A 22,162-nucleotide genomic window follows, 5' to 3' on the forward strand; every position below is an offset into this window, starting at 1 on the left:
ATCCTAGTTGCGCAGACGCTCAATTGACTGAGCGAGCACAACGTAGAGTTTGCCCATATCCGAACCAAGCACGGTAACGCTCAAAGCGTTGCCATCGCGGGTGGAGAGCATTGAGCGCAACATCGACTCAAAATCGTGGATGTAGCGGCTGACATTGGCACGAAATGCGTCGTCACGCTGATAGAGATCTGCGATCTCGCGCGCCTCTCCGTTGTCGATCAAACGCACAGCGCGCCGGGTGAATATCCCGCGATCACCTTTTAGATAGTCTTCCCAAGCGGTGTCGGTCACCTCGGTCGAAAGAGCGGAGGTGATATCGATCGCGCTCGAATTGAGGCTGTCGGTGATCAGAGCCATGCGGCGGGCAAAGTCGTTGTCTACCTGTTCTTCGGCGATTTCGCGCGCACGCGCGACACGCTGCTCGAGGTTCCCGGTCAGCTCGTTCACTTTGACCAGCTGATCGCGGAGTTGCAATGCAGCCTCGCGGCCAACGCCAGACGCATGCGCAGCGGCTTGTTCCAGCCTGCCAATGGCTTCGGCGCTCTCGCTGCGCAGCGATTTATCGAGCGCTTCGACAGCCTGAGCACCAACCGTCTGGGCGAGGGTCGTCATTCGGCTGCTTGTGCCTTCTTCAAGCGCGGAAAAGGCTGATTGCGTCGCGGATTCAAGTTCAGCGATTGCTCCTCGCAGACGCTCTTGAGCGTTTTCAGACAGTGATTCCGTCTCACCCGACAATTTGGCGAGGCTTGAGCGCAAACCTTGCAACTTGGCGAGCGCATCTTCTGATTGTTCAGCCAGCTTGGCCTGAAGCGCATCAATTGAGCCATCCGTTTCCTGCAGGCTGGTACGTGCATTATCCAATTCAGAAGACAGGATCAGAGACTTCTCGCTAGTTTCGCTGATCTTGTCGCTCAACAGGAATGCGCGCTCTTCAACATTGGACATCTTGTCCGCCGAAGCATCGACAGCCAGCGCGAAATCTTCGCGCGCGTGCTTTGCGCCAGACTGGATCATCTCAAGCAAACGCAGTCCGCTATCGGTCAGAGTCGCAATCTGCGCTTCGGTCTCGGCCAGCTCTGCGCGGTTCTCGGCCAACTTCTGTCCAAGATCGGCGAGCCCCTGATCGACACTCGCGCGAGCGACATCCCCTTGTTCGGAAATGGAGCCAAATAGCGCGCCAAGCTGCTCAAGTTTACCACGCATTTCTTCACCGTGCGCGACGAGTTTTTCGGTATCAGCAAGCTGCGCATCACGCCGCGCAGCCAATGCTTCGTCGAGTTCAGCCAAACGCTGGGCAAGCACCTCGGACGCCTGGGCTTCGCGTGTGTCAAACTCGTCCTGACGCGTGGCAATATCCTCGGCGAATTTAAGGCTGCGCTGGCTCAGCGCGTTCTCGAACCGTGCAGCCTCTTCATTGAGGCCCTCGATCCGCGACTTCGCAGCATTGATCGCCTGATCGTCGAGTCTATCAAGTGTTCGTACAACCTCGCTGATATCCTCGCGCAGTCGGTCTTTCGATGTCCGCAAGGCATCAAGCGCGTCGGCTTCTGCTGTGCGCAGGCTTTCGGCCAGTTTCTCACCTTCGCCGCGCAGCGCCGCGATGCGAGCCTGAACCGCATCAAGCGATTTTTCTTCCTGTTCGGCAAACTCGCTATCAAGCGCATTCAAGCCCTCACGCAAGCTGTCGGCACGCTGGCGCATTGCCGCGAGAGCGCCGACTTCGCGATTGTCGAGTTCTGTGCGGAACTGATCGGTTTTCTCATTGAGCGCGGCGAAGCGAGCAGCCGTCTGCTCCTCGATCATCGCCATTTGCGCTTCAAAACCGCTCAGGGTCTCCTCAACCTTCTCGCTCAGCGCCGAAACCTGCTTTGCGCTTGCCTCGCCAAAGGTGTTGAGGCGATCAAAGCCGGCGATCAGCTTCTCTAGTTGTTCTTGAGAAGTGCGTCCGGCATTACCAACCTGGTTGGAAACGTCACGGGCAGAAGTCGCGATAACCGGCAAATCATCGCGCAGTTTGCTCATATTTGCGAGCGCTGTGTCGCTGGCGCTACCGATCTTGTCGACCTGCTTACCATTGTTCTTGATGAGCTGTTGAAGTTCATCCGCATGGGTGGAAATCCGTTCGCTGGCAATCCGGCCAAGACTTTCGAGTTCTAGCGACTGACTGCTCAAGAATTCGCGCGCTAGGCTCAATTCGCGATTGACCACGCCAAGCCGTGTTTCAAGCTCACTCGATTCAGCAGAGAGCATGGCGGCACGTGTCAGCAAACCGGCGAGCCTCGCGATTGGAATTGCGCAATGCAAGAAGCCAAGCGATGCCGATCAGCAGCACCGGCACGGACCAATCGATAATCCATCTCGTCCATTGCTGTGGTGAACTCGAACCGCTGGCAAGTTCTCCGCTTAATGCCCAGATATAAAAGCTGGTCCATGCCCCGACTGCAACGAGCGCAAAAGCAGGCAGCAACCACCCGAAGCGGGGCTTTGCCAGCCCGTAATCGTCGCTTTCGAATGCGTCCTCCTCGATGAAAGCATCGGAGAGTTCATACTCTTCCTGCTCACCTTCGAGAGTTTCGACCGCCTCATTATCAACGGTTTCAACAGGCGCATCCTGCGCAGCTTCTGGCCCTACGGCCCGGATATGTGGTTCCCCAGACATGTGGGGTTAGATACCACAAGCACCCGCAGGATAAACCCCGCATTAACTCTCAAGCGATAAACCGAGTGTTATGGCCTATGAAAGTGGTGCTCTTGATGCGACGCTCGCCGCGGCTGCGGGCAGCGACCCCTCGCTCCATAGCGAGTTGCGCGCAGCGTTTTTGGAGAGCGCAAGCAAGCAGCTTGATCTGTTGAAGCGTTCGCGTTGCGACGGCAATTGGAACGTTGCCGTGATGCGCTTGCAGGGTCTCGCCGCGAGTTTTCACGCTGAAGAGCTTTACCTTGCGACGGAACACGCCCTTGCGTGCGCTCCCGGCGAGCCAGCAGCAATCCGTGAGATCGAAGCTGTAATTGAACGCTTTTCCTGAGCCACAGACAGCAAAATCCAAAAAGAATCAGGTGACACGCGCGCACCGGTGCTTGGCATAGACTTGGCATCGCGTTTACCTCCGTATTTTACGGAGGCTTTCAGACATTGCGCACAGCATTGCTAGCGGCACAGAAACGCACGGATGCGGGCGAACTACGCGCATTTCAAATGCTTGGTGGCCGCAGTATTCTCGCATGGCAATATGATCTTGCGCGGACGTTGGAATGCGACCGGATCATCTGCCTTTGCGATGCGGTGCCGTCTGAAATCCTTGAAATTCAGCACATGGCCGAAGCTGATGGCGTTCAATTTCACACCATCAGAGGATCGCTTCAGCTAGTTGGCCTTATCACTGCCGATCAGAATGTCGTCATGCTGCTCGATGGCTTGATCGTCGATAGCGACGTTGCGAGGTCAGTGGCCGGCTCGGGCCAGACAATCGCATACCTGCCAGCTGACAGTTCGATGGCTCGCGATTTTCCTCAAGATTTCGAACGCATCGATGCTGACAGGGCTTGGGCTGGATTGGCGATTTTTCGCGGAAGCCTGGCCGAGCGGTTAGCTGATCTGCCCGCAGATGGTCAAACAATGTCACTGTTGCTGCGTCTAGCACTACAGGCTCGGGTCCGGGGCTCAGCAGTCGATCCGCTGGCAATTTCTGACGGCAAGTGGTTGCTCGCGGCTGATTCTGCTGAATTGGCCAAACGAGAGACGACCCTGATTTCCGGTAGCGCCGAAAGAGCACCATGGAGCGGCCCCGGGCGGGCTTTGGCCAATCTGATCGTGCGAAAAATGGCGCCTAGCGGCCTGACGCGTGGTCCGCTGCTCACCGCAACCATCGCGATTCTCGGCTTTGTGGGGATGTTTGCCGCATTCTGGGCCGAATATGACATCTTGGGCCTTGTTCTAGGCTCAGCAGGCAGCTTCGCTTTGGCGATGAGCCGCGCGGCCCACAGGCTAAAATCCAGCCTCTTTGCCGAGCCATTTAGCGAACGCAAGACCTCCGCCCTTAACGGGGTACGTGATGGTATCGCGATCGCGGCGCTCAGCCTGCCTGCGTTAATGCCCGCACTCAATGCGACCGATGCGATCCTGCCTGTGTTGGCGATTGGACTCGCACGCATCGCTGCAACAGACCAATCTGCAGCAATTTCAGCATTTTGGACAGATCGGACGACGCATTTTCTGCTCTTCGCGATTTGTGCCATTTTCGGACAGCTCCCGCTTGGCATTGCAGTTTTTGCCGCACTCGCCCTAGCGCAGTGCATAGTGCGGCTACGTGCGTATTGAGGCGAGGTTTCGCTCGGTAATTGGTGGTTTGCACGGCACAGTGAACGGAGCACAAATGGACAGGTCGGCACACTCGGCGATCGAGACCATATTGCGAGATGAATTGACCCGCGGCGACATCGCCCTGCGCGGGGTTGCTCCTGTGCTCACTCATATGCTCTCTGGTTCGGGTGGCTCGCTCGTCAGCGAGGCGATCGTCGCTCGCCTGCGCGGAATATTGGCGCACATCGCCAGCCAGTTGCTGTCCTCCATAGAAGCTGACTATGACGACCGGGAAGCAGATCGTGTCGCAGATTTCATCGCAAACGACGGCGCGATCCTGTCGCATTGCTACGCGCACGCAATGGAAGCCCACCTTACGGAACGCCTCGAGATCAAATCGGCGGTCGATCCGGTGCTTTCACCGCTACTTCAAGAGCTAATCGCCTCCGACAACGCCGAAGTGGCAGAACTTGCGATGGTGACGCTCACCGCACAGTCGCGCTTCACGCAGACAAGCAAGCGCATGGAATTACCGCTAGTGGAGCTCCCGGTAGACCTGTTTCAGCACTTGATCCACCTTTGGAGCAAGATGCCGCTGGCAATCGCCGAAGAAAGTCGATCTGCGATTTTGAAATCGAGTGTCGCTAGTCTTAAGTCGGATTATGACGAGGGAGCCACACGTGCTGGGCTTCTCGCTCGTCTTGTTTCGGCGATGCGTGGCGGGGCAAGGGCGGCCCTGAATCTCGAACATGCGGGTTTCGCTCTATTCACGACTGCATTGAGCGCACTTACCCGTCAACCGCGCGAACTTTCAATCCTGTCCTGCCATCCGAGGCAGGCTGCGAGGCTCGCTCTTAGCCTTAGAGCAGCAGGTCTGATCGAAAGCGAAATCGAGCAGCAATTTGAACTGCTTCACCCGGAGCAAAAATTGCCGCGCGGGTTTGATGACCTGATGCCTGACCGGGCCCAAATTCTAATTAGCCATGCTGAAACTCGTTCTAGCACAACCAAAGGCGCTTCGAAGGTTGGTGAGGCGTGATCAACAGCACGGATACCTTGCTGGCCGCGCGCGGCATTACCGATGAACGTGATCGTCTTGTCACTGCTGACGGCCCGCTTGCGGATCTGCACACTCGTTGTGGCGGTGACATGCCTGGCGTTCTCGCGATCCCGGAGTTGCTTGACCTTGTTCAGCAGGGACGGAATTTCGGCCTTAAGCTTGCGCGCGAGTTCACAGCCTTTGATGGCGATGAAATCGTCACAGGGTTTGTACGGGTTCATCCCTTGGCGAGCGAAGCGGGTGGGGGGTGCGAACTCCTGATCGAAAATTGGCATAGACGTGAAATGCTCGCCGAAAGCGAGGGCGACATTTCGGCCCGTCTGGATGCGATCGACCGTGCGACTGCAGAAATATCGATTAGACTGGATCGAAAGCAGAACGTCCAGTTCTTGAATGTTATCGCCAACGATGCTGAGGCCTTGGGAGAGGCGGCCCAGCAAGGATTGCACCGCAACTGGACCGACCTGATCGAGCTCGAAGGGGTAGGCCACCACCAACCGCTGCACTGGCGGCTGCTTGACGGAGCCAGTTGCAGCGTTCCGGGTTCAAGCCGGACCTGGCGAGCGCGACTTATCCCGCTGGGGCAATCGTCTGAAGCGCCGCGTGGATTCGAATTGTTGCTGATTGCCAATGAGCCACTGGTGAGCGACGCTGACGTCGGCACGGTTGCCGACGACGAGGGGCATATGCGACTGATCGGCAATGCGCTGACACCAGCTCTGAGACAACCGATTGCGCGCCTCATCGCCAATGCCGAGACAATCAAGGCCAAGCTCGCCGGGCCGATCCGAGACGAATATGCCGAGTATGCGGGGAATATCGCCGCTGCCGGGCAACACTTGAACGCAATGCTGGAAGATCTTGCCGACCTTGAGGTGGTCGAGGCGGATGGCTTCACCACTGTATCGGAAGAGGTCGATCTGGCAGATGCGGCTCAGCGTGCCGCAGGTATCTTGGGCGTACGGGCAAGGGCGCGTGACATCACCGTCAACCTGCCAGCGAGCGACAGCGGTATCGTCGCGAGAGCAGAGTTTCGCCGAGTCTTGCAGGTACTGATCAATCTGATCGGGAACGCAATCGCCTATTCGCCGGAAAACAGCGAAGTCACGGTCAAAGTCGCCTCAAAAAACGGCGTCGCTTCGGTTTCCGTGGCTGACGAAGGCGCTGGCGTATCGAAAGAGCAAGCCGCGCGTATCTTTGAGAAGTTCGAGCGGCTCGTACCGCGACAATGATGGCGGATCAGGCCTTGGCCTCTATATCTCGCGCAGGCTTGCAAGGGTGATGGGCGGAGACCTTACGCTAAAAAGCAAACCGGGCGAGGGCGCCCGGTTCACTCTTAGTCTGCCTGTCGCTGACTAGCGCTTGTCTACTGGAACGTAGTCGCGCTGCGTTGGCCCCGTGTAGAGCTGGCGCGGGCGACCGATAACCTGGCCTGGATCGGAGATCATCTCGTTCCACTGCGCGACCCAGCCCACGGTACGGGCCAGGGCGAAGAGCGCGGTGAACATCGTTGTCGGGAAGCCGATCGATGACAGGATGATGCCGGAATAAAAGTCCACGTTCGGGAACAGCTTCTTTTCCTTGAAATAGTCATCGTTGAGCGCGAGCTCTTCAAGGCGCAAGGCGGTCTCGAACACCGGATCATTGACGTTGAGAGCCTCAAACACCTCGCGAAGGGTCTGCTGCATGACAGTCGCACGCGGGTCGTAGTTCTTGTAGACTCGGTGACCGAAGCCCATAAGGCGGAACGGATCGTTCTTATCCTTGGCGCGGTCGATATAGTGCGGGATTTTGTCCGGCGAACCAATCTCTTGCAACATATTGAGCGCCGCTTCGTTGGCGCCGCCGTGAGCGGGGCCCCACAGACACGCAATGCCTGCCGCGATACACGCAAACGGGTTCGCACCCGACGAACCAGCGAGACGCACGGTTGAGGTCGAAGCGTTTTGCTCGTGATCGGCGTGCAGGATGAAGATGCGGTCCATCGCCTTTTCGATCGCTGGATGAACCTCATATTCCTCGGCCGGGACGCCAAAGGTCATGCGCAGGAAGTTGCCGGTGTAGCTCAGGTCATTCTTGGGCTGCATGAATGGCTGACCGACAGCGTATTTGTACGCCATCGCTGCAATCGTCGGCATCTTCGCGATCAAGCGGTGTGAGCTGATCTTACGGTGCTCTGGATCGGAGATGTCCGTGCTGTCGTGGTAGAAGGCAGACAGAGCGCCCACAACGCCGCACATAATCGCCATTGGGTGTGCATCGCGCCGGAACCCCTGGACGAACTGACGTAGCTGATCGTGCAGCATTGTGTGGCGTGTGATGGTATAGGTGAAGTCTTCAAGCTCATCCGCGCTTGGCAATTCACCGTTGAGCAGCAGGTATGAGACTTCCATGAAGCTTGAATGCTCGGCCAGCTGTCCGATTGGATAGCCACGGTGCAAAAGCACGCCTTCATTACCGTCGATATAGGTCAGGGCACTTTCGCAGCTCGCAGTGGACTTGTAGCCGGGGTCAAAGGTGAATGCGCCGGTTTGACCATACAGTTTACGGATATCGACCACATCCGGACCGGTGCTTCCCTCCAGCACTGGGAATTCGTAGCTTTCGCCGCCCAGCTCGAGCTTCGCGTGCTTGTCTGCCAAAATTTGTCTCCTCAATTCCTACCTGCGTGCTGCCTGATATCAGGCTTAGCTCGCTTGCGCGCTGAGACGCGCCAAAGCTTCTTCCCGTCCCAAGAGGACCAGAACATCGAAAATACCGGGCGAGTTCGTCGTCCCGGTGAGCGCCGCGCGCATAGGCTGCGCGAGCTTGCCGAAGCCCAGCTCGTGGGCTTCTGCGATTGCCTTCGTACTGGCTTCGAGGGCCTCAATTGTCCAGTGATTTTCCTGCGAGAGCGCTTGCACCACAAGCGAGAGGCGTGCCCGGCCATCATCATCGAGCAGCTTTGCCGCCTTTTCGGTCATCTCCAAGGGGCGCTTTGCAAACAAAAATGCAGCGCTCTCAGCCAGTTCATGCACGTTCTTCGCGCGCGTCTTCAGAACTGGCATGGCCTTGGTCAACAGCTCCATATCGGCGCTTCCCTCGATGAGCGGAAGGGCGAGCTTTGCAAGTTCACGGTCATCAGCCTCGCGCATGTAGTGCCCGTTGAGGTTCTCGAGTTTTTTGAGATCGAAGCGCGAAGGGCTCTTACCCACGCCGCCGATGTCGAACAACTCGATCGCTTCGTCGCGCGCGATCTCTTCTTTGTCGCCGTGCCCCCAACCAAGACGCAGCAGATAGTTGAACAAAGCCTCAGGTAAAATGCCCATTTCATCGCGGTATGCGTCAACGCCAAGCGCACCGTGCCGTTTTGAGAGTTTTGCGCCATCTGACCCGTGGATCAGCGGCACATGCGCATAGGTAGGTTCGGGCCAATCGCCTTCGATCTGATCCATCGCGTGATAGATCGGCAATTGGCGAAATGCGTTATTTAGGTGGTCGTCACCACGGATCACATGCGTGACCCCCATATCGTGATCATCGACCACGGCGGCGAGCATATAGGTCGGCGTGCCATCAGCGCGAAGGATGATGTAGTCATCAAGCTCCTCATTGCGGACTGTGACTTTGCCCTGGACCTGATCCTCGATGGTGGCTTCTCCGTCTTCGGGAGTCTTGAGCCTCAAAACGAAAGGCGAACCCGCTGGCGCGTCGGATGCGTCGCGATTGCGCCATCGGCCATCGTACCGCATCGGCTGCTTCGCAGCGCGCTGTGCCGCCCGCATCTCCTCAAGCTCTTCAGGCGTCGCAAAGCACTTATATGCATGGCCAGCAGCCAGCAGCTTCTCAGCGACTTCGACATGACGCGATCCGCGTTCTGATTGGAACACCGGATCATCATCATAATCGAGACCTAGCCAGTTCAGGCCGTCCAGAATAGCGTCGATAGCCTCTTGGGTAGAGCGCTTGCGATCAGTGTCTTCAATCCGCAGCAGCGCCTTTCCGCCGTGATGCCGCGAATAAAGCCAGTTAAACAAGGCTGTACGCGCGCCGCCAATATGGAGAAAGCCGGTGGGCGAGGGCGCAAACCGGGTCACCACCCCTTTTTGTGCGCTTTCGCTTGCCATAGCTTGTGATTTCCTTTTCAAGTCAGGGATGGCACCGAACGGGGCGCCTTTTGTGCCGATTGGTGGCGGCACCGATGATAGTTCCGCGACCGATGATGTTGCAGTGCAGCGCACTTGGCGCAAGCCCTTCGTCTTGTCCAGTGCTGGGGCGCGGATTTCTGCCAATCTCGAGCGGTTTTTGGCTAATGCCGGATTTGACCGGGCGCCTTGGATAGCGGTCATATTCGGCGCAGGTATACTCGCATGGTTTGGGCTGAGTGCGCGATGGCAATGGCTCGCAGGGATGGGCGGCGGCCTGCTCCTTGCGATTTCCGCAGCGGCAATCTGGCGCGGCGTGGACGAGCGCATATTGCTGAGGCAGGCGGCGATCACCGTAGGATTGGTCTTTGCGGCCGGAATCGCGACTGTTTGGTTGCGTTCCGAGATGATTGGCGCAGAGCCAATCGAGCGTCCGACAGTCGAGCGCCTCCAGGGCTACGTCTTGGAACGGGAGGATCAGCCAGCGCGCGAGCGCATCCGCCTGGTCTTGGCCACCCGCGATGCAGAAAGCGGGGAGAGCCGCAAGGTCAGGATCAATGTTCCGCTTGAAAAGGCCAGTGCTGACATGGCTGAAGGAGCGGTCGTCCGCTTGCGCGCACGGCTGATGCCGCCTGCCTCGCCAATGCTACCCGGCGCGTACGATTTCGCCCGCGCAGCCTGGTTCCAGGGATTGGCAGCAACCGGGAGCGTTGTCGGTGACATTGAAGTCATTGAGAGCGCCGCGGGAACAGGCACAATACCGCAAATCCAACGGATGCTTTCGGGCCATGTGCGAGAACGCGTTGACGGGTCAGCAGGAACCATAGCGGCGGCCTTCGCCAGTGGGGACCGGGGCGGTATCGCTGAAGAGGACGAGGTTGCGATGCGCGATGCCGGTCTCACGCACCTCCTTTCGATCAGTGGCTTGCATGTGAGCGCTGTCATCGCTGCGGCCTATTTGGTGACGCTGAAGCTTTTAGCGCTGTTCCCGGCGATTGCCCTGCGCGTGCGCTTACCAGTAGCCGCTGCGGCTTTCGGAGCGCTCGCCGGAATCGGCTACACACTCCTTACCGGAGCTGAAGTGCCGACGGTGCGCAGCTGTGTCGCCGCCATGCTAGTCTTGATCGCGCTGGCAATGGGACGCGATGCGCTGTCACTAAGAATGGTTGCGATGGCTGCGATATTTGTGATGCTGTTATGGCCGGAATCCGTCGTCGGGCCGAGCTTCCAGATGAGCTTTGCCGCGGTGGTGGCGATCGTTGCTTTGCATACCTCAGGACCAATCAAGGCATTTCTCGCGCCACGCGAAGAGAGCTGGGTTTCGCGAGGTGGTCGCCGCGTCCTCATGCTGTTCGTGACGGGCCTCGTGATCGAGATCGCGCTGATGCCTATCGTGTTGTTTCATTTTCACCGCGCCGGCGTTTACGGAGCATTCGCAAACGTCATCGCAATTCCCTTGGTGACCTTCATCTCGATGCCGTTGATTGCGATCGGGTTGGTGCTCGATCTGATCGGATTGGGTGCGCCGATCTGGTGGTTGGTGGAGCGCTCGCTCGACCTTTTGCTCGCAATCGCGCATTGGACGTCGGCGCAACCGGGCTCTGTGAAACTAATGCCGCAAATGAGCCAGCTTACCATCGCCTTGTTCGTTTTTGGTTCGTTATGGCTAGCTCTGTGGAACGGACGAGCGAGACTGCTTGGTTTTGCGCCTGTTCTCGCAGCGACTGCTTTACTGCTGACCACTCCAATACCCGACGTGCTCGTCGGTACCGAGACAGCCGCCACGTAGGCGTGACGATGGACGGTGAGCGCTTGCTTTCCTTGCGCAATTCACAGTCTTCGTACGCCCGAGACAATCTGCTCGAACTGGCCAGCGTTTCAAGCGAACCGATCCCGATGGCTGAATGGCCTGCAGCGCGATGCTCAACTGAATTTTGTCTGCTCGATATCGATAGAGGAGGGCGCAGTTGGACTCTGATGATGGCACGCAACCGCGACCTGATTGAGGAGCGCGCTTTGGCGGCAGCATGCGAGCAATCTGACATAGTCGTTGCGGATCGATATCTCCCCGCCTCATGCAAGCCGCGCTGGCTCAAAGCGGATCGGGGGTACCTTCAAGACCATGGCGGTGTCGCAATTGATCTGTCAGCCGAGCGGATCATCTCCGTATCGGAGACCCAAGGGCAACATGGTTGGTGGCGCGGAGCTGTCGACTAGCGAAGCCCCGCGCAACTGAGCTATTATCAATCAGTGATACCGCCGCAGGAGACCTGCAAGCTTGCCTTGCACTTGCACCTCTTCAGGCTGGTAGATCTGGGCTTCGTACATACCGTTGGCGGGATCGAGCCTAACCAGCCCCTTATCCTTGTGGAGATACTTCAGCGTCGCTTCCTCGCCGCGCACCAAAGCAACCACGATCTCACCATCACGCGCGGCGTCGGTCCGCTTCACAAGCGCAAAGTCACCGTCGAAGATGCCCGCCTCGATCATCGAATCGCCCGAAACCTCAAGCGCGTAGTGCTCTCCTGGACCAAGCAGCGCTGCAGGCACGGGCAGGCTGCTCTGACCCTCCAATGCCTCAATGGGAGCGCCCGCAGCGATCCGGCCATGAAGCGGGATCTCGATCACGTCGTTGGCTGGCTCTGGTGAACTATCGGTCGCACTCGGCGGCGTTGTCGCGCGAGCAACCGGGTCAACAGCCGCAGCGCGCGGGACCGGTGTCGCATCCTCGGGCATACGGATCACTTCCAAGGCACGTGCCCTGTTCGGCAGACGCCGAATGAACCCACGCTCCTCGAGAGCGGAAATCAACCGGTGAACGCCCGACTTGCTCTTCAGATCAAGCGCAGCCTTCATCTCTTCGAACGAAGGTGAGATGCCTGTCTCTTCCAACCGCTTCTGAATGAAGCGGATCAATTCGTGCTGCTTTGCGGTCAGCATACGAAAACTCCCTTGCTAGCACGCCATTTCGGCATGCTGATGCATGTTTCTGGTGCAGCCCAAGAGGCATCGTGAGAGATGCAGTGAAACTGCTCTTTCGCGCACCCGAAAGGTGAACGAATGTGGAACAAGTAGGCAACTTAGTATTACGAGTCAAGCGCGTAAAGCTCGGAATACCGCCATTTCAGAGCAGCAACACATCCACAACGCTACCAATCGGGGCTTCCGCCGCATCTTCGGGCCGAACGATGAGACAATTGGCCGATGCCAACGAGACGAGCGCAGACGAGTCCTGGCTGCCTGCCGGCCTGACGTTTGCCCTCTCATGCACGCCGCGCAGGAACTCGCGCCGAGAGCCCGTTGCTGGCAATGGCTCGGCCAGTTCCATGCGAACCGAGCGCGGAAAGGCATCTCTGCTGCCCAGCACTGCGCGGATCAGGGGCAAGGCGAACAGGAAGCCTGTCACGAAGCTGGACACCGGATTGCCAGGCAGGCCGAGCACCACTTGTCGCGAACCGTCCGCGCGGGCGCGGGTCGCGACCATTAGCGGCTTTCCAGGCTTGATCGCGACCTTCCAATACGTGATTTCCGCACCCCAATCGACTAGCGCCTGTTGCACCAGATCGTGATCGCCGACCGACGCACCGCCAGAGGTGATGAGGATGTCCACATCCTCTGCACCAGCCAGCGCATTCGCCAACTCGCTCAAATCATCCGCAACCGGTCCAATGCGTCGCATGTCAGGAGTCAGCCCCTTGAGCATAGCCGCCAGCATCGCCCCGTTGCTCGCTGGGATCTGATGCGGCCCGCATTGCGAGGGATCGCGCGCCAGCTCATCACCGCTATCAAGGACCGCGACTTTTGGAACCGCATGCACAGGCAGGTGGTCATGCCCCGCCGCGAGCGCTAGCGCGAGTTGTCCCGGCCCGATCCGCACACCTGCCTTGAGAACCACATCATCTTCAGCAAAGTCGAAGCCTTGCCTGCGCACGTGCTGAGCAGCGTTCGGCATCTCTGCCGCGCTCACCGTCTCGCCGCTAAAGCTGGCATTCTCCCGGATCAGCACGCGGTCCGCACCGATAGGCATGTACGCGCCGGTCGAGATGCGCACACACTCGCCAATGCCCAGGCGACCGGGGAAGGGCGCACCCGCGCGGCTTTCGCCCGCCAAACGCCAAGGACCACCGCCTGCAATCGCGTAGCCATCCATTGCCGACAAGTCAGCGGGTGGCTGCGTCCTTGCTGCGCGTAGGTCCACGGCCAGATAGCGCCCGACGGCAGCCTCAGCTGTGATCCACTCCACAGCGCCCGGCTGTGCCAGAGCCAGCAGGCGACGGTGCGCTTCTTCGAGGGGCAGCAAGCCGCTCACGCGTCCGCCTTCCAGACCCCGCTCTTGCCGCCGCGCTTCTCGATCAAGCGAACCTCACCGATCACCATGCCCTTATCGAGCGCTTTTGCCATGTCGTAGACGGTGAGCAGAGCGGTGCTGACAGCCACCAGCGCCTCCATCTCCACTCCCGTCTTGCCGGTCAGCGAAGCCTCGGCTGTCGCGCGTATCCCATCGTCCTCAAACGCGAAGTTGACGTTCACCGCGTCGAGCGCGAGCGGATGGCAGAGTGGGATCAGCTCGCCTGTGCGCTTCGCCGCCATGATGCCCGAGAGCCGAGCCGTACCCAGCACATCGCCCTTGGGGGCATCACCCGCGCGCACCGCCGCCAAGGCAGCGGGTGACATACGGATCATGCCAGAGGCGATAGCGACCCGCGCGCTGTCCTGTTTGGCTCCGACATCGACCATGCGAGCGGCTCCATCATCGCCGATATGGGTCAAATCCGTCACAACACAGCTCCTTTGCAATTACAGGCACTTAGTCGAGACATGGACCGCATGTTACAGGGTCCAAGAGTAAAAATGTTCGGGTTGTCCGGCTTGCGGCCTTTTAGGCCGTATTCCCTTGAACAACTCGTGTCGGTTTGAGCGCAAATCATGCGCTTCAGATGCCACAAGATGCAAAAGTAGGACAGTTCCTCACCCGCGCAGTAAGCTTCGCGTTGCGGCTGCTACATCGTCAGCGCGCATCAGGCTTTCCCCCACAAGAAACGTCCGCACGCCTGCGCGAGCCAATCGCGTGCAATCCTCGTGGCTGTTGATGCCGCTTTCGCCAACCAGTAAAGCGCCCTCTGGCGCGAGCGGGGCCAGACGCTCCGATGTGGCAAGATCAGTGGTGAAAGTCTTGAGATCGCGGTTGTTTACGCCAACCAGTTTCGATTTCAGCGTATGGGCGCGCTCCATCTCGGCCTCATCATGCACTTCGACCAGCACGTCCATCTTGTGCTCGCGAGCGGCTGCCTCGATTTCCTGCATCTGCGCATCGGAAAGCGCCGCGACGATAATCAGGATCGCATCCGCTCCCATCGCGCGCGCTTCTGCACATTGCCACGGATCGACCATGAAATCCTTACGCAGCACCGGCAGGTCGCATGCCTCCCGCGCGGCAATAAGGTAGTCCTCATGACCCTGAAAATAAGGTGCATCGGTCAATACCGAGAGACACGCCGCCCCGCCTGTCTGATAATCGCGCGCATGATCGGCAGGACGAAAGTCGGCGCGGATCAGCCCTTTCGACGGCGAAGCCTTCTTCACCTCGGCAATCAAGCCAAAACCAGTCTCGTTCGCAGCGCGCAATGCCGCCTCGAATCCGCGCGGCACAGACTGCTCAGACGCGCGCGCAGCAAGGTCGGCAAGCGATTGTTCCGCTTTGCGTTCAGCGACTTCTCCGCGCTTGTTAGCGCAAATCTCTTCGAGCTTGTTCATCTGATCAGCGACCTATTTCGCAATCTCGATCCAGCGCGCGAGCAAGTCTTTCGCTACGCCGCTGTCGAGAGCCTCAGCCGCCATTTCGGCGCCAATGCCCCAATCGTCGGTTTTGCCAGCCACGATCAAGGCCGCCGCCGTGTTGAACATTACCGTATCACGGTAAGCGCCGGTTTCGCCATCTAGCAGCGCGGCAAGCGCCTTTGCATTGTGCTGAGGATCGCCGCCTCGGATTGCTTCGAGCGGTGCATGTTCAAGTCCCGCAGCGCTCGCATCGATGCGCTTCATCGCAAAGTCGTTGCCGGTGACATCAGCAATCTCGTTACCGCCCGCCAAACTAAGCTCATCGAGCCCCTCATCGCCTGAGACGATCAGCGTCCGATCGGTCCCAAGCCGCGCAGTCGCATCGCCATAGATCGAGACATAACCGGGGCGGGCAATGCCAATCAGCTGCCGCTTCACGCCAACTGGATTGGAGAGTGGCCCCATCAGGTTGAAGATTGTTCTGCGGCCCAGCTTTTTGCGGATCGGCTGAATGCGACCCATCGCCGGATGGTGATTGGGCGCGAAGAGGAAGCAAATGCCGATCTCGCTCAGTGTCTTTTCAGCGGTTTCGCCCGCGACCTTCATATCGAGACCTAGCACTTCAAGCGTGTCAGCTACGCCGGCTTTGGAGGAGATAGCGCGGTTGCCATGCCGTGCGACCGGCACGCCGCAAGCCGCCACGACCAATCCAACAGCGGTGGATACGTTCAGAGTATGATGGCCGTCACCGCCTGTGCCGCAAACGTCAATTGCATCCTCTGGCCCTTCGACCGGAACAAGGCGCGCGCGCAGGGCTCGCGCTGCGCCGGCGATTTCTTCTGCCGTTTCGCTCCGCTCGGTCATGGCGAGCAGGAAACGCGCGATTTCTTCATCGCTTGCTTCGCCATCGAGAATCCAACCGAAGACCTCTTCAGCCTCGGTTTCGCTCATATGCGGGACCGCAAGCGGCAGGGTCTTCATCGGGCAAGTTCCTTGGTTTCAATACCGCACAGGCGCAGAAAATTGGCGAGCAGATCGTGGCCGTGCTCGGTTGCGATACTTTCCGGGTGAAATTGCACGCCGTGGATGGGCAGGCTTTCATGGCGGAACCCTTGCACATGGTCATCGTCCGACCGAGCATTCACATGCAGGCTAACCGGAATGTCTTCGACCACGAGACTGTGATAGCGGGTCGCGGTGAAGGGCGAGGGGACTCCAGCGAACACGCCGGTCCCGTCATGCTTTACGGGCGAGGTTTTGCCGTGCATCAAGCCGCCTCGTATGACTTTGCCGCCGAAATGCTGGCCGATACTTTGATGGCCGAGACATACGCCCAGCAGAGGCCTTTCCGCATCCGCACAGGCCGCAACCAGATCGAGGCTGATCCCGGCCTCATTCGGAGTGCAGGGGCCGGGCGAAATCAGAAAGCCGCTTGCATTTGTCGCCAGCGCTTCTGTAGCGGTCAGCGCGTCATTGCGCTCCACGCGCACCTCAGCACCCAATTCCATAAGGTAGTGGACCAGGTTGAATGTGAAGCTGTCGTAATTGTCGATGACGAGGATCATGGGCGTATCGCGTTCTAGCGTTTTGTCACGACAATCAAGGGGCCAATGCCTGAACGGGTGTCGAGCCTGTCATTGGCGGGATCCCAAAGGGCCGAGACATTGCCATCGAGGAACAACGCGTTCTGCACCTTCAATTCGTCCCGATAGAATCGCGCGAGCTGACCAAAGCTGAGCGGAGCCTCTGACTTCACAAAGTGCGCCTTGCCGCTCGCATCGACGCCCACGCCGTTGCGGATCGCCCGACTTGGCCCGTTTTCGGCGATCTCCGGGTGCAATTCTCCGCCAACGACGAGCATCGGACCGGATTGCGTGCCAAAGCGAGGGCGATCACGGACGTTAGAATAAAAGCTGTCGGAGGTGCGCACGCGCCAGCTTCCGCCACTGCCGTAGAAGACGCCGTTGGGCTTCATATGGAAATTCCCGGGGCCATCGTTGCGGTTCAATTCTTTGAGGCGCTCACCGCTTTCGACATAATAGCCGACCGGCTTGCCACCATCGCCAAACATCCCGCCGTTCACCGCGAAGGCAACGGTTGAGTGGTCGATGCTGCGCGCGAAAGCCGCGAGCGAGCGAAAGGGTTCGCCGCCCGATGGACCAAGCGCGGTGCGGATGCGGTGCTTCGCCGGATCGGCGATGCAATGCGTCAGCTGCACGCCCTCAAACGTGACCGCATCGCAAGCAGATTCCACCGCGACATCGGGTGCGTTGTCTTCGGTGGTCGCGGCAACAGTCTCTTCCGGAGCGGGAGCCTCGCCTGGTTCGCCAAGTTCCGCGCGGGTGACGGGCTCGCCTGCGGGTTGTTCATTGCAGGCTGTGAGGGTCAAGCTGGCCGCTAGAGCCAAGGCGCAATATTTCACTGTCCAAACTCCGGTTCGCTGGCGATCCGCACCGCTTCCTTTGCCGCCGCAATCAGCGCGCCCGCCTTGGCGCGGCATTCGGCGAGTTCATAGTGGGGATCGCTGTCTGCGACGATCCCTGCGCCCGCCTGCACATGCATTATCCCGTCTTTGACGACAGCGGTGCGCAGGACGATGCAGGAATCGACCGAGCCATCGGGCGCGAAATAGCCGACCGCACCCGCATAGGCACCGCGCGTCTCCGGCTCCAGCTCGGCGATGATCTCGCACGCGCGGATTTTCGGCGCGCCCGAGACTGTGCCAGCAGGAAAGCCTGCAAACACCGCTTCGAGTGCGTCTTTATCAGGAGCAAGCTCGCCCACGACATTGCTGACGATGTGCATGACATGGCTATAGCGTTCGATTGTGAAGCTATCGGTGACTTTGACGCTGCCGCGCGCGGCGACTCGGCCCACATCATTGCGCCCCAGATCGAGCAGCATGAGATGTTCCGCGCGTTCCTTCGGGTCTGCGAGCAGGCTCGCCTCGTTCGCTTTGTCCTCGGTAGGCGTAGCCCCGCGTGGCCGCGTTCCCGCAATCGGGCGGATCGTCACTTCATCATTGCGTACCCGGACAAGGATCTCCGGACTTGATCCGACCACCGCAAATCCGGGCAAGTCTAGAAAATAGAGGAACGGCGAGGGATTGATCCGCCGCAGCGCGCGGTAAAGCTCGAGCGGTGGCAGTGCAAATGGCGCGGTGAAGCGCTGCGCCAGCACCGCCTGAAAGATATCGCCTGCGGTGATGTAGTCCTTCGCCCGCGCCACCAGTGCCTTGTAATCATTACCCGCCAGGACCGGCTCAAGCTCCGGCTCGGGCAGCTTGGGCATCTTTACAGGGGCAGGGCGGCGTTGGCCTAACCCACGCAGCACACTGTCGATCCGCTCACCCGCTTCCTCAATCGCGCGTTCCGGCTGCTCCGCTTGCCAAATCGGTGCAACGCAAAACAAGCTGTCGGTGAGGTTATCGAAGATGAGGATGATGGTCGGGCGCACGAACAGCATGTCCGGCAATTCAAGTGGGCTGTCGGGAGCACGTGGCAAGGTTTCCACCAGACCAATCGTCTCATAGCCAAAATAGCCGACAAGGCAGGCGAGGGCGGGCGGTAGCTCTTCCGGCACGTCCAAGCGGCAGCCCTGCGAAAGCGCGCGTAGCTCTGCCATCGGATCATTGCTGTCGCAGGGCTCGAATGCCTCTCGATCTGATTGCCACTGGCGATTGATCTCTGCCTGCGTACCGCTCCCGCGAAAGACAAGGTCTGGATCAAGCCCAAGCAGACTGTAGCGCCCGCGGATCTCGCCACCCTCGACCGATTCTAGCAGAAAGTCGCCGCGTTCCGGTTCAATAAGGCGCAACGCCGCACCAACCGGCGTATCGCTATCAGCAATGACCTTGCGCCAGACAAGCGCAGGCTTGCCACCGCGCAGGGTAGCCGCTGCCACATCGGCATTGCCTAGTGAGGAGAAACCCATCCCAAATCTGCGCGATCAGGTTTCGCCGGCAAGCTGCTTGCGCACCGCTTCGATCGCATCCTCGTTCCGTTCTACGCCCAATTCCTCACGCATAGCGGCGGTCAATTGCTCGGCGTATTCATTCGACACTGCCGGGCCAAGCTGGGTCTGGGTTGCAGCGAACAGGGGATCATCGTCAGGAATTTCGTCCGTGCTGATCTCTTCCAAATCGACCACGAACCAACCCAGACGGTTGGCCGCTTCAAGCCGCTTGGTCGTCCCTTGCGCCATGCTGAAAAGCAATGCCAATGGGGGCGCAACGCGCTGGCGCTGCTGCAACAACTCGGTGCGATCCAAACTGATGCGCTCAATCGGAGGAAGGTTCACATCTTCTGCGCTCATCGCTGCAGCAAGCGTTTCATTCGCCTCCATCCGTTCAAGGATCCGCTCGGCAGCGGCGCGAGCCAATTCGCTGCCCTCGAACAAGCGCCAGTCAAATTCGACCCGGTCACGGATTTCGGCCAGCGGCGAGGTTGCCGATGGAACAATCTCCGGCACTTCAAAGATGAGGAAAACCTGCCCGCGCACGACCTCTGCCAATTGCGGCTCGCTTTCTTCCATGTCGAATGCAGTCTGCAGAGCGGCTTGCAGCTCTGGCGCTACGGTCTGGCCGTCTTGGCCGAAGACCCGTCCATCAGAGAGCAATTGCGGTGTCGTCTGCAAGTTGAGGCCGAATTCCTCCGCAACATCGGACAGAGATGTTCCGCCATCAACCTCTTCTTCGATTCGTGCGCTGAAATCTGACAAAGCAGCTGCGCGCTTTTCCGTCGTGAGCCGTTCAGTGATCTCGGGCGTGACCTGGGCGAGAGTGCGCGCTGGGGTGCGTTCGACGTCATCGACCCGTGCGACATACCAGCCAAGCGCACTGCGTGCCGGTTCGGCGACCTGGCCTTCATTGGCGGCGAAGACTGCATCGGCAACCGCGCTGCTGGTGGCCGAGGCGAGGGCGCTTTTGCTCTGCCCTTCGCTTGCAGAAACACTGAAGCCAGCGCTTTGTGCTGCTGCCTCAAGCGAAGTCCCACCGCGCACCTGATCGCGGATCGCGTTTGCTGCTTCCTGCGTCGGCACAATAAACGAGCTGATCGAGCGGCTTTCCTGCGCAGCATATTGATCGGCATCGCGTTCGTAGCGTGCAGCGATTTCCGCCGGTATCGGCTCGATCCGGGCGCTCAAATTCGCATCGCTGAACGTGGCATAGCGAATTGTGCGACGCTCAGGCTGAATGTAGCGGCCACGATTATCGTCATAGAAGCTGCTCAGTTGCGCTTCGGTCGGATCATCTTCGGGAGCATAGGCCGTGCTTGGGATTAAGGCGATTGAGCCATTGCGGCGTTCGCGCAGCAAAGCGGTGTAGCGCCGCGCGATGCTGCTGGGCACTTCAGCTGCACTGATCGCCGGCACCAGTATTTGCTGCGCCAGTAGTCCATCAGCCAGATCGTTCCTCAACATTGCATCGGTAAGGTTCTGGTTGCGCAGGGCGTTTTGGTAAGTTTGCTCATCAAATTCACCGCTCGGCCCGCGAAAAGCGCCGATTTGCAGGATTTCACTGTTGATCAAGTTGTCTCCGGCACGCAGGCCATACTCTTTCGCATAGCCAGCAATCGCCTGGCGATCGATTAGCTGGGTGAGCACTTCTTCCAGCCCGCCTTGCTCAAGGAACATCGGCATTGTCGTGGTCGGGCGTTCTTGACGCACCTGATTGAGCGCCGAATTGGCGAGTTGAGCCAGTTCCGATGAATCGATCCGTTCATCACCCACAACCGCGATACGATCATTCCCGGCCACGCCGCCAAAAGTCGCATTGTTCGCCACGTCGCTGCTGGCGAAAGCTAAAGCGATCAGGGCGATAAACGCGAAAGTAAATGCCAAGCCGATTTTGGATTGAAAAATCCTGCGGAAGAACGAAATCATCTGGTCTGTATTTCCCGAGAGGTTATTTGGCAGGAGCCGATAAGGCTCCGGTCTGTATGGCGGCTTTATCGGCCCTGCGGCCTCGCGGCAACAGTTGAGCAAGGCTTTTGACTGGATGACTTTCCTCGGCTAGCCGACCTCGCCCTCTGACCGTAAAGGCTTGGAGGATTCGCAAACACAACGCTTGTCGCGCAGGATAATTCTATGGCCCAGCGGCCCTACATCGTCGGTAACTGGAAAATGAACGGCACTCGGGCCATGCTGCCTGAGGCGCGCGCGATTGACCGTGCTGCGCAGCGGCATATGAAAGTGGAAGTTGCGGTCGCTCCGCCATACACTTTGATCCACGCGGTTCACCGCGAAGCAGAGCAGATCGGCGTTGGCGCACAGGATTGTTCGGCTGACGCGGAAGGCGCTCATACAGGTGACATTTCAGCTTCTATGCTGGCCGATGCAGGTGCGAAATTTGTGATCCTCGGCCATAGCGAACGGCGCGAGGCCTATGGCGAAAAGAACGAGCTCGTCCGCGCCAAGGCTGACGCGGCTTTGGAAGCGGGCATGCGCGTTATCATCTGCTGCGGCGAAACGCTCGAAACCCGCGAGACGGGCAAAGCTGAAGACTTCATCGCGGCTCAGCTGAAAGCATCGCTTCCTGAAGTCGAGGGAGCGGGCGAGAAAGTCACGGTCGCCTACGAACCGATCTGGGCGATTGGCACGGGCAAAACCGCGACGGTGGAAGATATCGCCGCGATGCACGCCATGATCCGGGCGCTGCTCACCGAAAAATATGGTGAGGAAGAATCGGAGAACATCCGCATTCTTTACGGCGGTTCGGTAAAGCCGGAAAACGCCTCCGAAATTCTCGGCACAGCCGAGGTGGGCGGGGCATTGGTAGGCGGGGCAAGCCTTACCGCAGACAGCTTTATGGGGATCGCGCTCGCGGCGGGCGAAGCCGAAGAAGGCTAAACGCTCTCGCGCTCAAACTTGCGCAAGAGCATCACGCCTCCTAAATGGCGG

At 59.0% G+C, this 22,162-nt stretch carries 19 protein-coding genes and 1 pseudogene; 7 read left to right on the forward strand and 13 right to left on the reverse strand.

Annotated elements, in window-relative coordinates:
* Positions 1–3: 3 nt before the first annotated feature.
* The gene (locus ACZ1GU_RS08105) at positions 4–2,268 is read right to left on the reverse strand and encodes a coiled-coil domain-containing protein (protein ID WP_472647512.1); all 2,265 of its coding nucleotides are present in this window, start codon (positions 2,266–2,268) and stop codon (positions 4–6) included.
* Positions 2,237–2,659 carry a hypothetical protein gene (locus ACZ1GU_RS08110; RefSeq protein WP_472647513.1) on the reverse strand — a complete coding sequence of 141 codons (423 nt, stop codon included), beginning with the start codon at positions 2,657–2,659 and terminating at the stop codon, positions 2,237–2,239. Before ACZ1GU_RS08110 ends, ACZ1GU_RS08105 begins: the two co-directional genes overlap by 32 nt.
* 70 nt (positions 2,660–2,729) lie before the next feature.
* Between ACZ1GU_RS08110 and ACZ1GU_RS08115 the strand changes: the two genes are divergently transcribed.
* The 4 genes and pseudogenes from ACZ1GU_RS08115 to ACZ1GU_RS08130 all read left to right on the forward strand — a co-directional run bounded on the left by ACZ1GU_RS08115 (position 2,730) and on the right by ACZ1GU_RS08130 (position 6,719).
* Positions 2,730–3,026: an Hpt domain-containing protein gene (locus tag ACZ1GU_RS08115; RefSeq protein ID WP_472647515.1), complete on the forward strand. Its 297-nt coding sequence runs from the start codon at positions 2,730–2,732 to the stop codon at positions 3,024–3,026.
* Positions 3,027–3,133: 107 nt separating this feature from the next.
* Positions 3,134–4,318: a hypothetical protein gene (locus tag ACZ1GU_RS08120; protein WP_472647516.1), complete on the forward strand. Its 1,185-nt coding sequence runs from the start codon at positions 3,134–3,136 to the stop codon at positions 4,316–4,318.
* 55 nt (positions 4,319–4,373) lie between these two features.
* Entirely contained in the window at positions 4,374–5,339 is a 966-nt protein-coding gene (locus tag ACZ1GU_RS08125) for a hypothetical protein (RefSeq protein ID WP_472647518.1), read from the forward strand.
* 869 nt (positions 5,340–6,208) lie between these two features.
* A pseudogene (locus ACZ1GU_RS08130) lies at positions 6,209–6,719 on the forward strand (sensor histidine kinase).
* On the opposite strand, the gene ACZ1GU_RS08135 reads toward ACZ1GU_RS08130, so the two are convergent.
* Together ACZ1GU_RS08135 and gltX are read right to left on the reverse strand one after the other, a co-directional pair.
* Positions 6,716–8,002 carry a citrate synthase gene (locus ACZ1GU_RS08135; protein WP_472647519.1) on the reverse strand — a complete coding sequence of 429 codons (1,287 nt, stop codon included), beginning with the start codon at positions 8,000–8,002 and terminating at the stop codon, positions 6,716–6,718. The pseudogene ACZ1GU_RS08130 and the gene ACZ1GU_RS08135 overlap by 4 nt on opposite strands.
* Before the next feature lie 45 nt (positions 8,003–8,047).
* Positions 8,048–9,466, reverse strand: a complete 1,419-nt coding sequence (gltX, locus tag ACZ1GU_RS08140; protein ID WP_472647520.1) for a glutamate--tRNA ligase — start codon at positions 9,464–9,466, stop codon at positions 8,048–8,050.
* A 28-nt stretch (positions 9,467–9,494) separates the two neighbouring features.
* Between gltX and ACZ1GU_RS08145 the strand changes: the two genes are divergently transcribed.
* Together ACZ1GU_RS08145 and ACZ1GU_RS08150 are read left to right on the forward strand one after the other, a co-directional pair.
* Positions 9,495–11,273: a ComEC/Rec2 family competence protein gene (locus tag ACZ1GU_RS08145; protein WP_472647521.1), complete on the forward strand. Its 1,779-nt coding sequence runs from the start codon at positions 9,495–9,497 to the stop codon at positions 11,271–11,273.
* Positions 11,274–11,281: 8 nt separating this feature from the next.
* Positions 11,282–11,701, forward strand: a complete 420-nt coding sequence (locus ACZ1GU_RS08150) for a hypothetical protein (protein WP_472647522.1) — start codon at positions 11,282–11,284, stop codon at positions 11,699–11,701.
* Between the two features lie 30 nt (positions 11,702–11,731).
* On the opposite strand, the gene lexA is transcribed toward ACZ1GU_RS08150, so the two are convergent.
* The 9 genes from lexA to ACZ1GU_RS08195 form a co-directional block, all read right to left on the reverse strand.
* On the reverse strand, positions 11,732–12,424 hold the full coding sequence (gene lexA, locus ACZ1GU_RS08155; RefSeq protein ID WP_472647523.1) for a transcriptional repressor LexA: 693 nt from the start codon (positions 12,422–12,424) through the stop codon (positions 11,732–11,734).
* A 184-nt stretch (positions 12,425–12,608) separates the two neighbouring features.
* The gene (locus tag ACZ1GU_RS08160; protein ID WP_472647525.1) at positions 12,609–13,793 is read right to left on the reverse strand and encodes a molybdopterin molybdotransferase MoeA; all 1,185 of its coding nucleotides are present in this window, start codon (positions 13,791–13,793) and stop codon (positions 12,609–12,611) included.
* Positions 13,790–14,263, reverse strand: a complete 474-nt coding sequence (gene moaC, locus ACZ1GU_RS08165) for a cyclic pyranopterin monophosphate synthase MoaC (RefSeq protein ID WP_472647527.1) — start codon at positions 14,261–14,263, stop codon at positions 13,790–13,792. Before moaC ends, ACZ1GU_RS08160 begins: the two co-directional genes overlap by 4 nt.
* Before the next feature lie 189 nt (positions 14,264–14,452).
* Positions 14,453–15,238 carry an indole-3-glycerol phosphate synthase TrpC gene (gene trpC, locus ACZ1GU_RS08170; RefSeq protein ID WP_472647528.1) on the reverse strand — a complete coding sequence of 262 codons (786 nt, stop codon included), beginning with the start codon at positions 15,236–15,238 and terminating at the stop codon, positions 14,453–14,455.
* A 12-nt stretch (positions 15,239–15,250) separates the two neighbouring features.
* A complete protein-coding gene (trpD, locus tag ACZ1GU_RS08175) occupies positions 15,251–16,243 on the reverse strand; it encodes an anthranilate phosphoribosyltransferase (RefSeq protein ID WP_472647529.1) in 993 nt (330 codons plus the stop codon).
* The gene (locus ACZ1GU_RS08180; RefSeq protein WP_472647530.1) at positions 16,240–16,827 is read right to left on the reverse strand and encodes an anthranilate synthase component II; all 588 of its coding nucleotides are present in this window, start codon (positions 16,825–16,827) and stop codon (positions 16,240–16,242) included. The genes trpD and ACZ1GU_RS08180 overlap by 4 nt, the downstream gene beginning before the upstream one ends.
* Positions 16,828–16,841: 14 nt before the next feature.
* Entirely contained in the window at positions 16,842–17,651 is an 810-nt protein-coding gene (locus ACZ1GU_RS08185) for a phosphodiester glycosidase family protein (RefSeq protein WP_472647532.1), read from the reverse strand.
* Between the two features lie 29 nt (positions 17,652–17,680).
* Complete coding sequence (gene trpE, locus ACZ1GU_RS08190; RefSeq protein ID WP_472647533.1) at positions 17,681–19,195, reverse strand: anthranilate synthase component I; 1,515 nt, start codon at positions 19,193–19,195, stop codon at positions 17,681–17,683.
* 15 nt (positions 19,196–19,210) lie between these two features.
* Complete coding sequence (locus tag ACZ1GU_RS08195) at positions 19,211–21,145, reverse strand: peptidylprolyl isomerase (RefSeq protein WP_472647534.1); 1,935 nt, start codon at positions 21,143–21,145, stop codon at positions 19,211–19,213.
* A 204-nt stretch (positions 21,146–21,349) separates the two neighbouring features.
* On the opposite strand from ACZ1GU_RS08195, the gene tpiA reads away from it, so the two are divergent.
* A complete protein-coding gene (tpiA, locus tag ACZ1GU_RS08200; RefSeq protein WP_472647536.1) occupies positions 21,350–22,111 on the forward strand; it encodes a triose-phosphate isomerase in 762 nt (253 codons plus the stop codon).
* Positions 22,112–22,162 lie beyond the last annotated feature (51 nt).

The sequence above is a fragment of the Erythrobacter sp. HA7-11 genome, assembly GCF_055693605.1.

Coding starts and splice junctions, on each gene's coding strand:
- trpE (WP_472647533.1), bottom strand. CDS start 19,195: ATGGGTTTCTCCTCACTAGGCAATGCCGATGTGGCAGCGGCTACCCTG.
- ACZ1GU_RS08110 (WP_472647513.1), bottom strand. CDS start 2,659: ATGTCTGGGGAACCACATATCCGGGCCGTAGGGCCAGAAGCTGCGCAG.
- ACZ1GU_RS08150 (WP_472647522.1), top strand. CDS start 11,282: ATGGACGGTGAGCGCTTGCTTTCCTTGCGCAATTCACAGTCTTCGTAC.
- gltX (WP_472647520.1), bottom strand. CDS start 9,466: ATGGCAAGCGAAAGCGCACAAAAAGGGGTGGTGACCCGGTTTGCGCCC.
- trpC (WP_472647528.1), bottom strand. CDS start 15,238: ATGAACAAGCTCGAAGAGATTTGCGCTAACAAGCGCGGAGAAGTCGCT.
- ACZ1GU_RS08115 (WP_472647515.1), top strand. CDS start 2,730: ATGGCCTATGAAAGTGGTGCTCTTGATGCGACGCTCGCCGCGGCTGCG.
- tpiA (WP_472647536.1), top strand. CDS start 21,350: ATGGCCCAGCGGCCCTACATCGTCGGTAACTGGAAAATGAACGGCACT.
- ACZ1GU_RS08125 (WP_472647518.1), top strand. CDS start 4,374: ATGGACAGGTCGGCACACTCGGCGATCGAGACCATATTGCGAGATGAA.
- ACZ1GU_RS08145 (WP_472647521.1), top strand. CDS start 9,495: ATGGCACCGAACGGGGCGCCTTTTGTGCCGATTGGTGGCGGCACCGAT.
- ACZ1GU_RS08195 (WP_472647534.1), bottom strand. CDS start 21,145: ATGATTTCGTTCTTCCGCAGGATTTTTCAATCCAAAATCGGCTTGGCA.
- ACZ1GU_RS08180 (WP_472647530.1), bottom strand. CDS start 16,827: ATGATCCTCGTCATCGACAATTACGACAGCTTCACATTCAACCTGGTC.
- trpD (WP_472647529.1), bottom strand. CDS start 16,243: ATGAAGACCCTGCCGCTTGCGGTCCCGCATATGAGCGAAACCGAGGCT.
- lexA (WP_472647523.1), bottom strand. CDS start 12,424: ATGCTGACCGCAAAGCAGCACGAATTGATCCGCTTCATTCAGAAGCGG.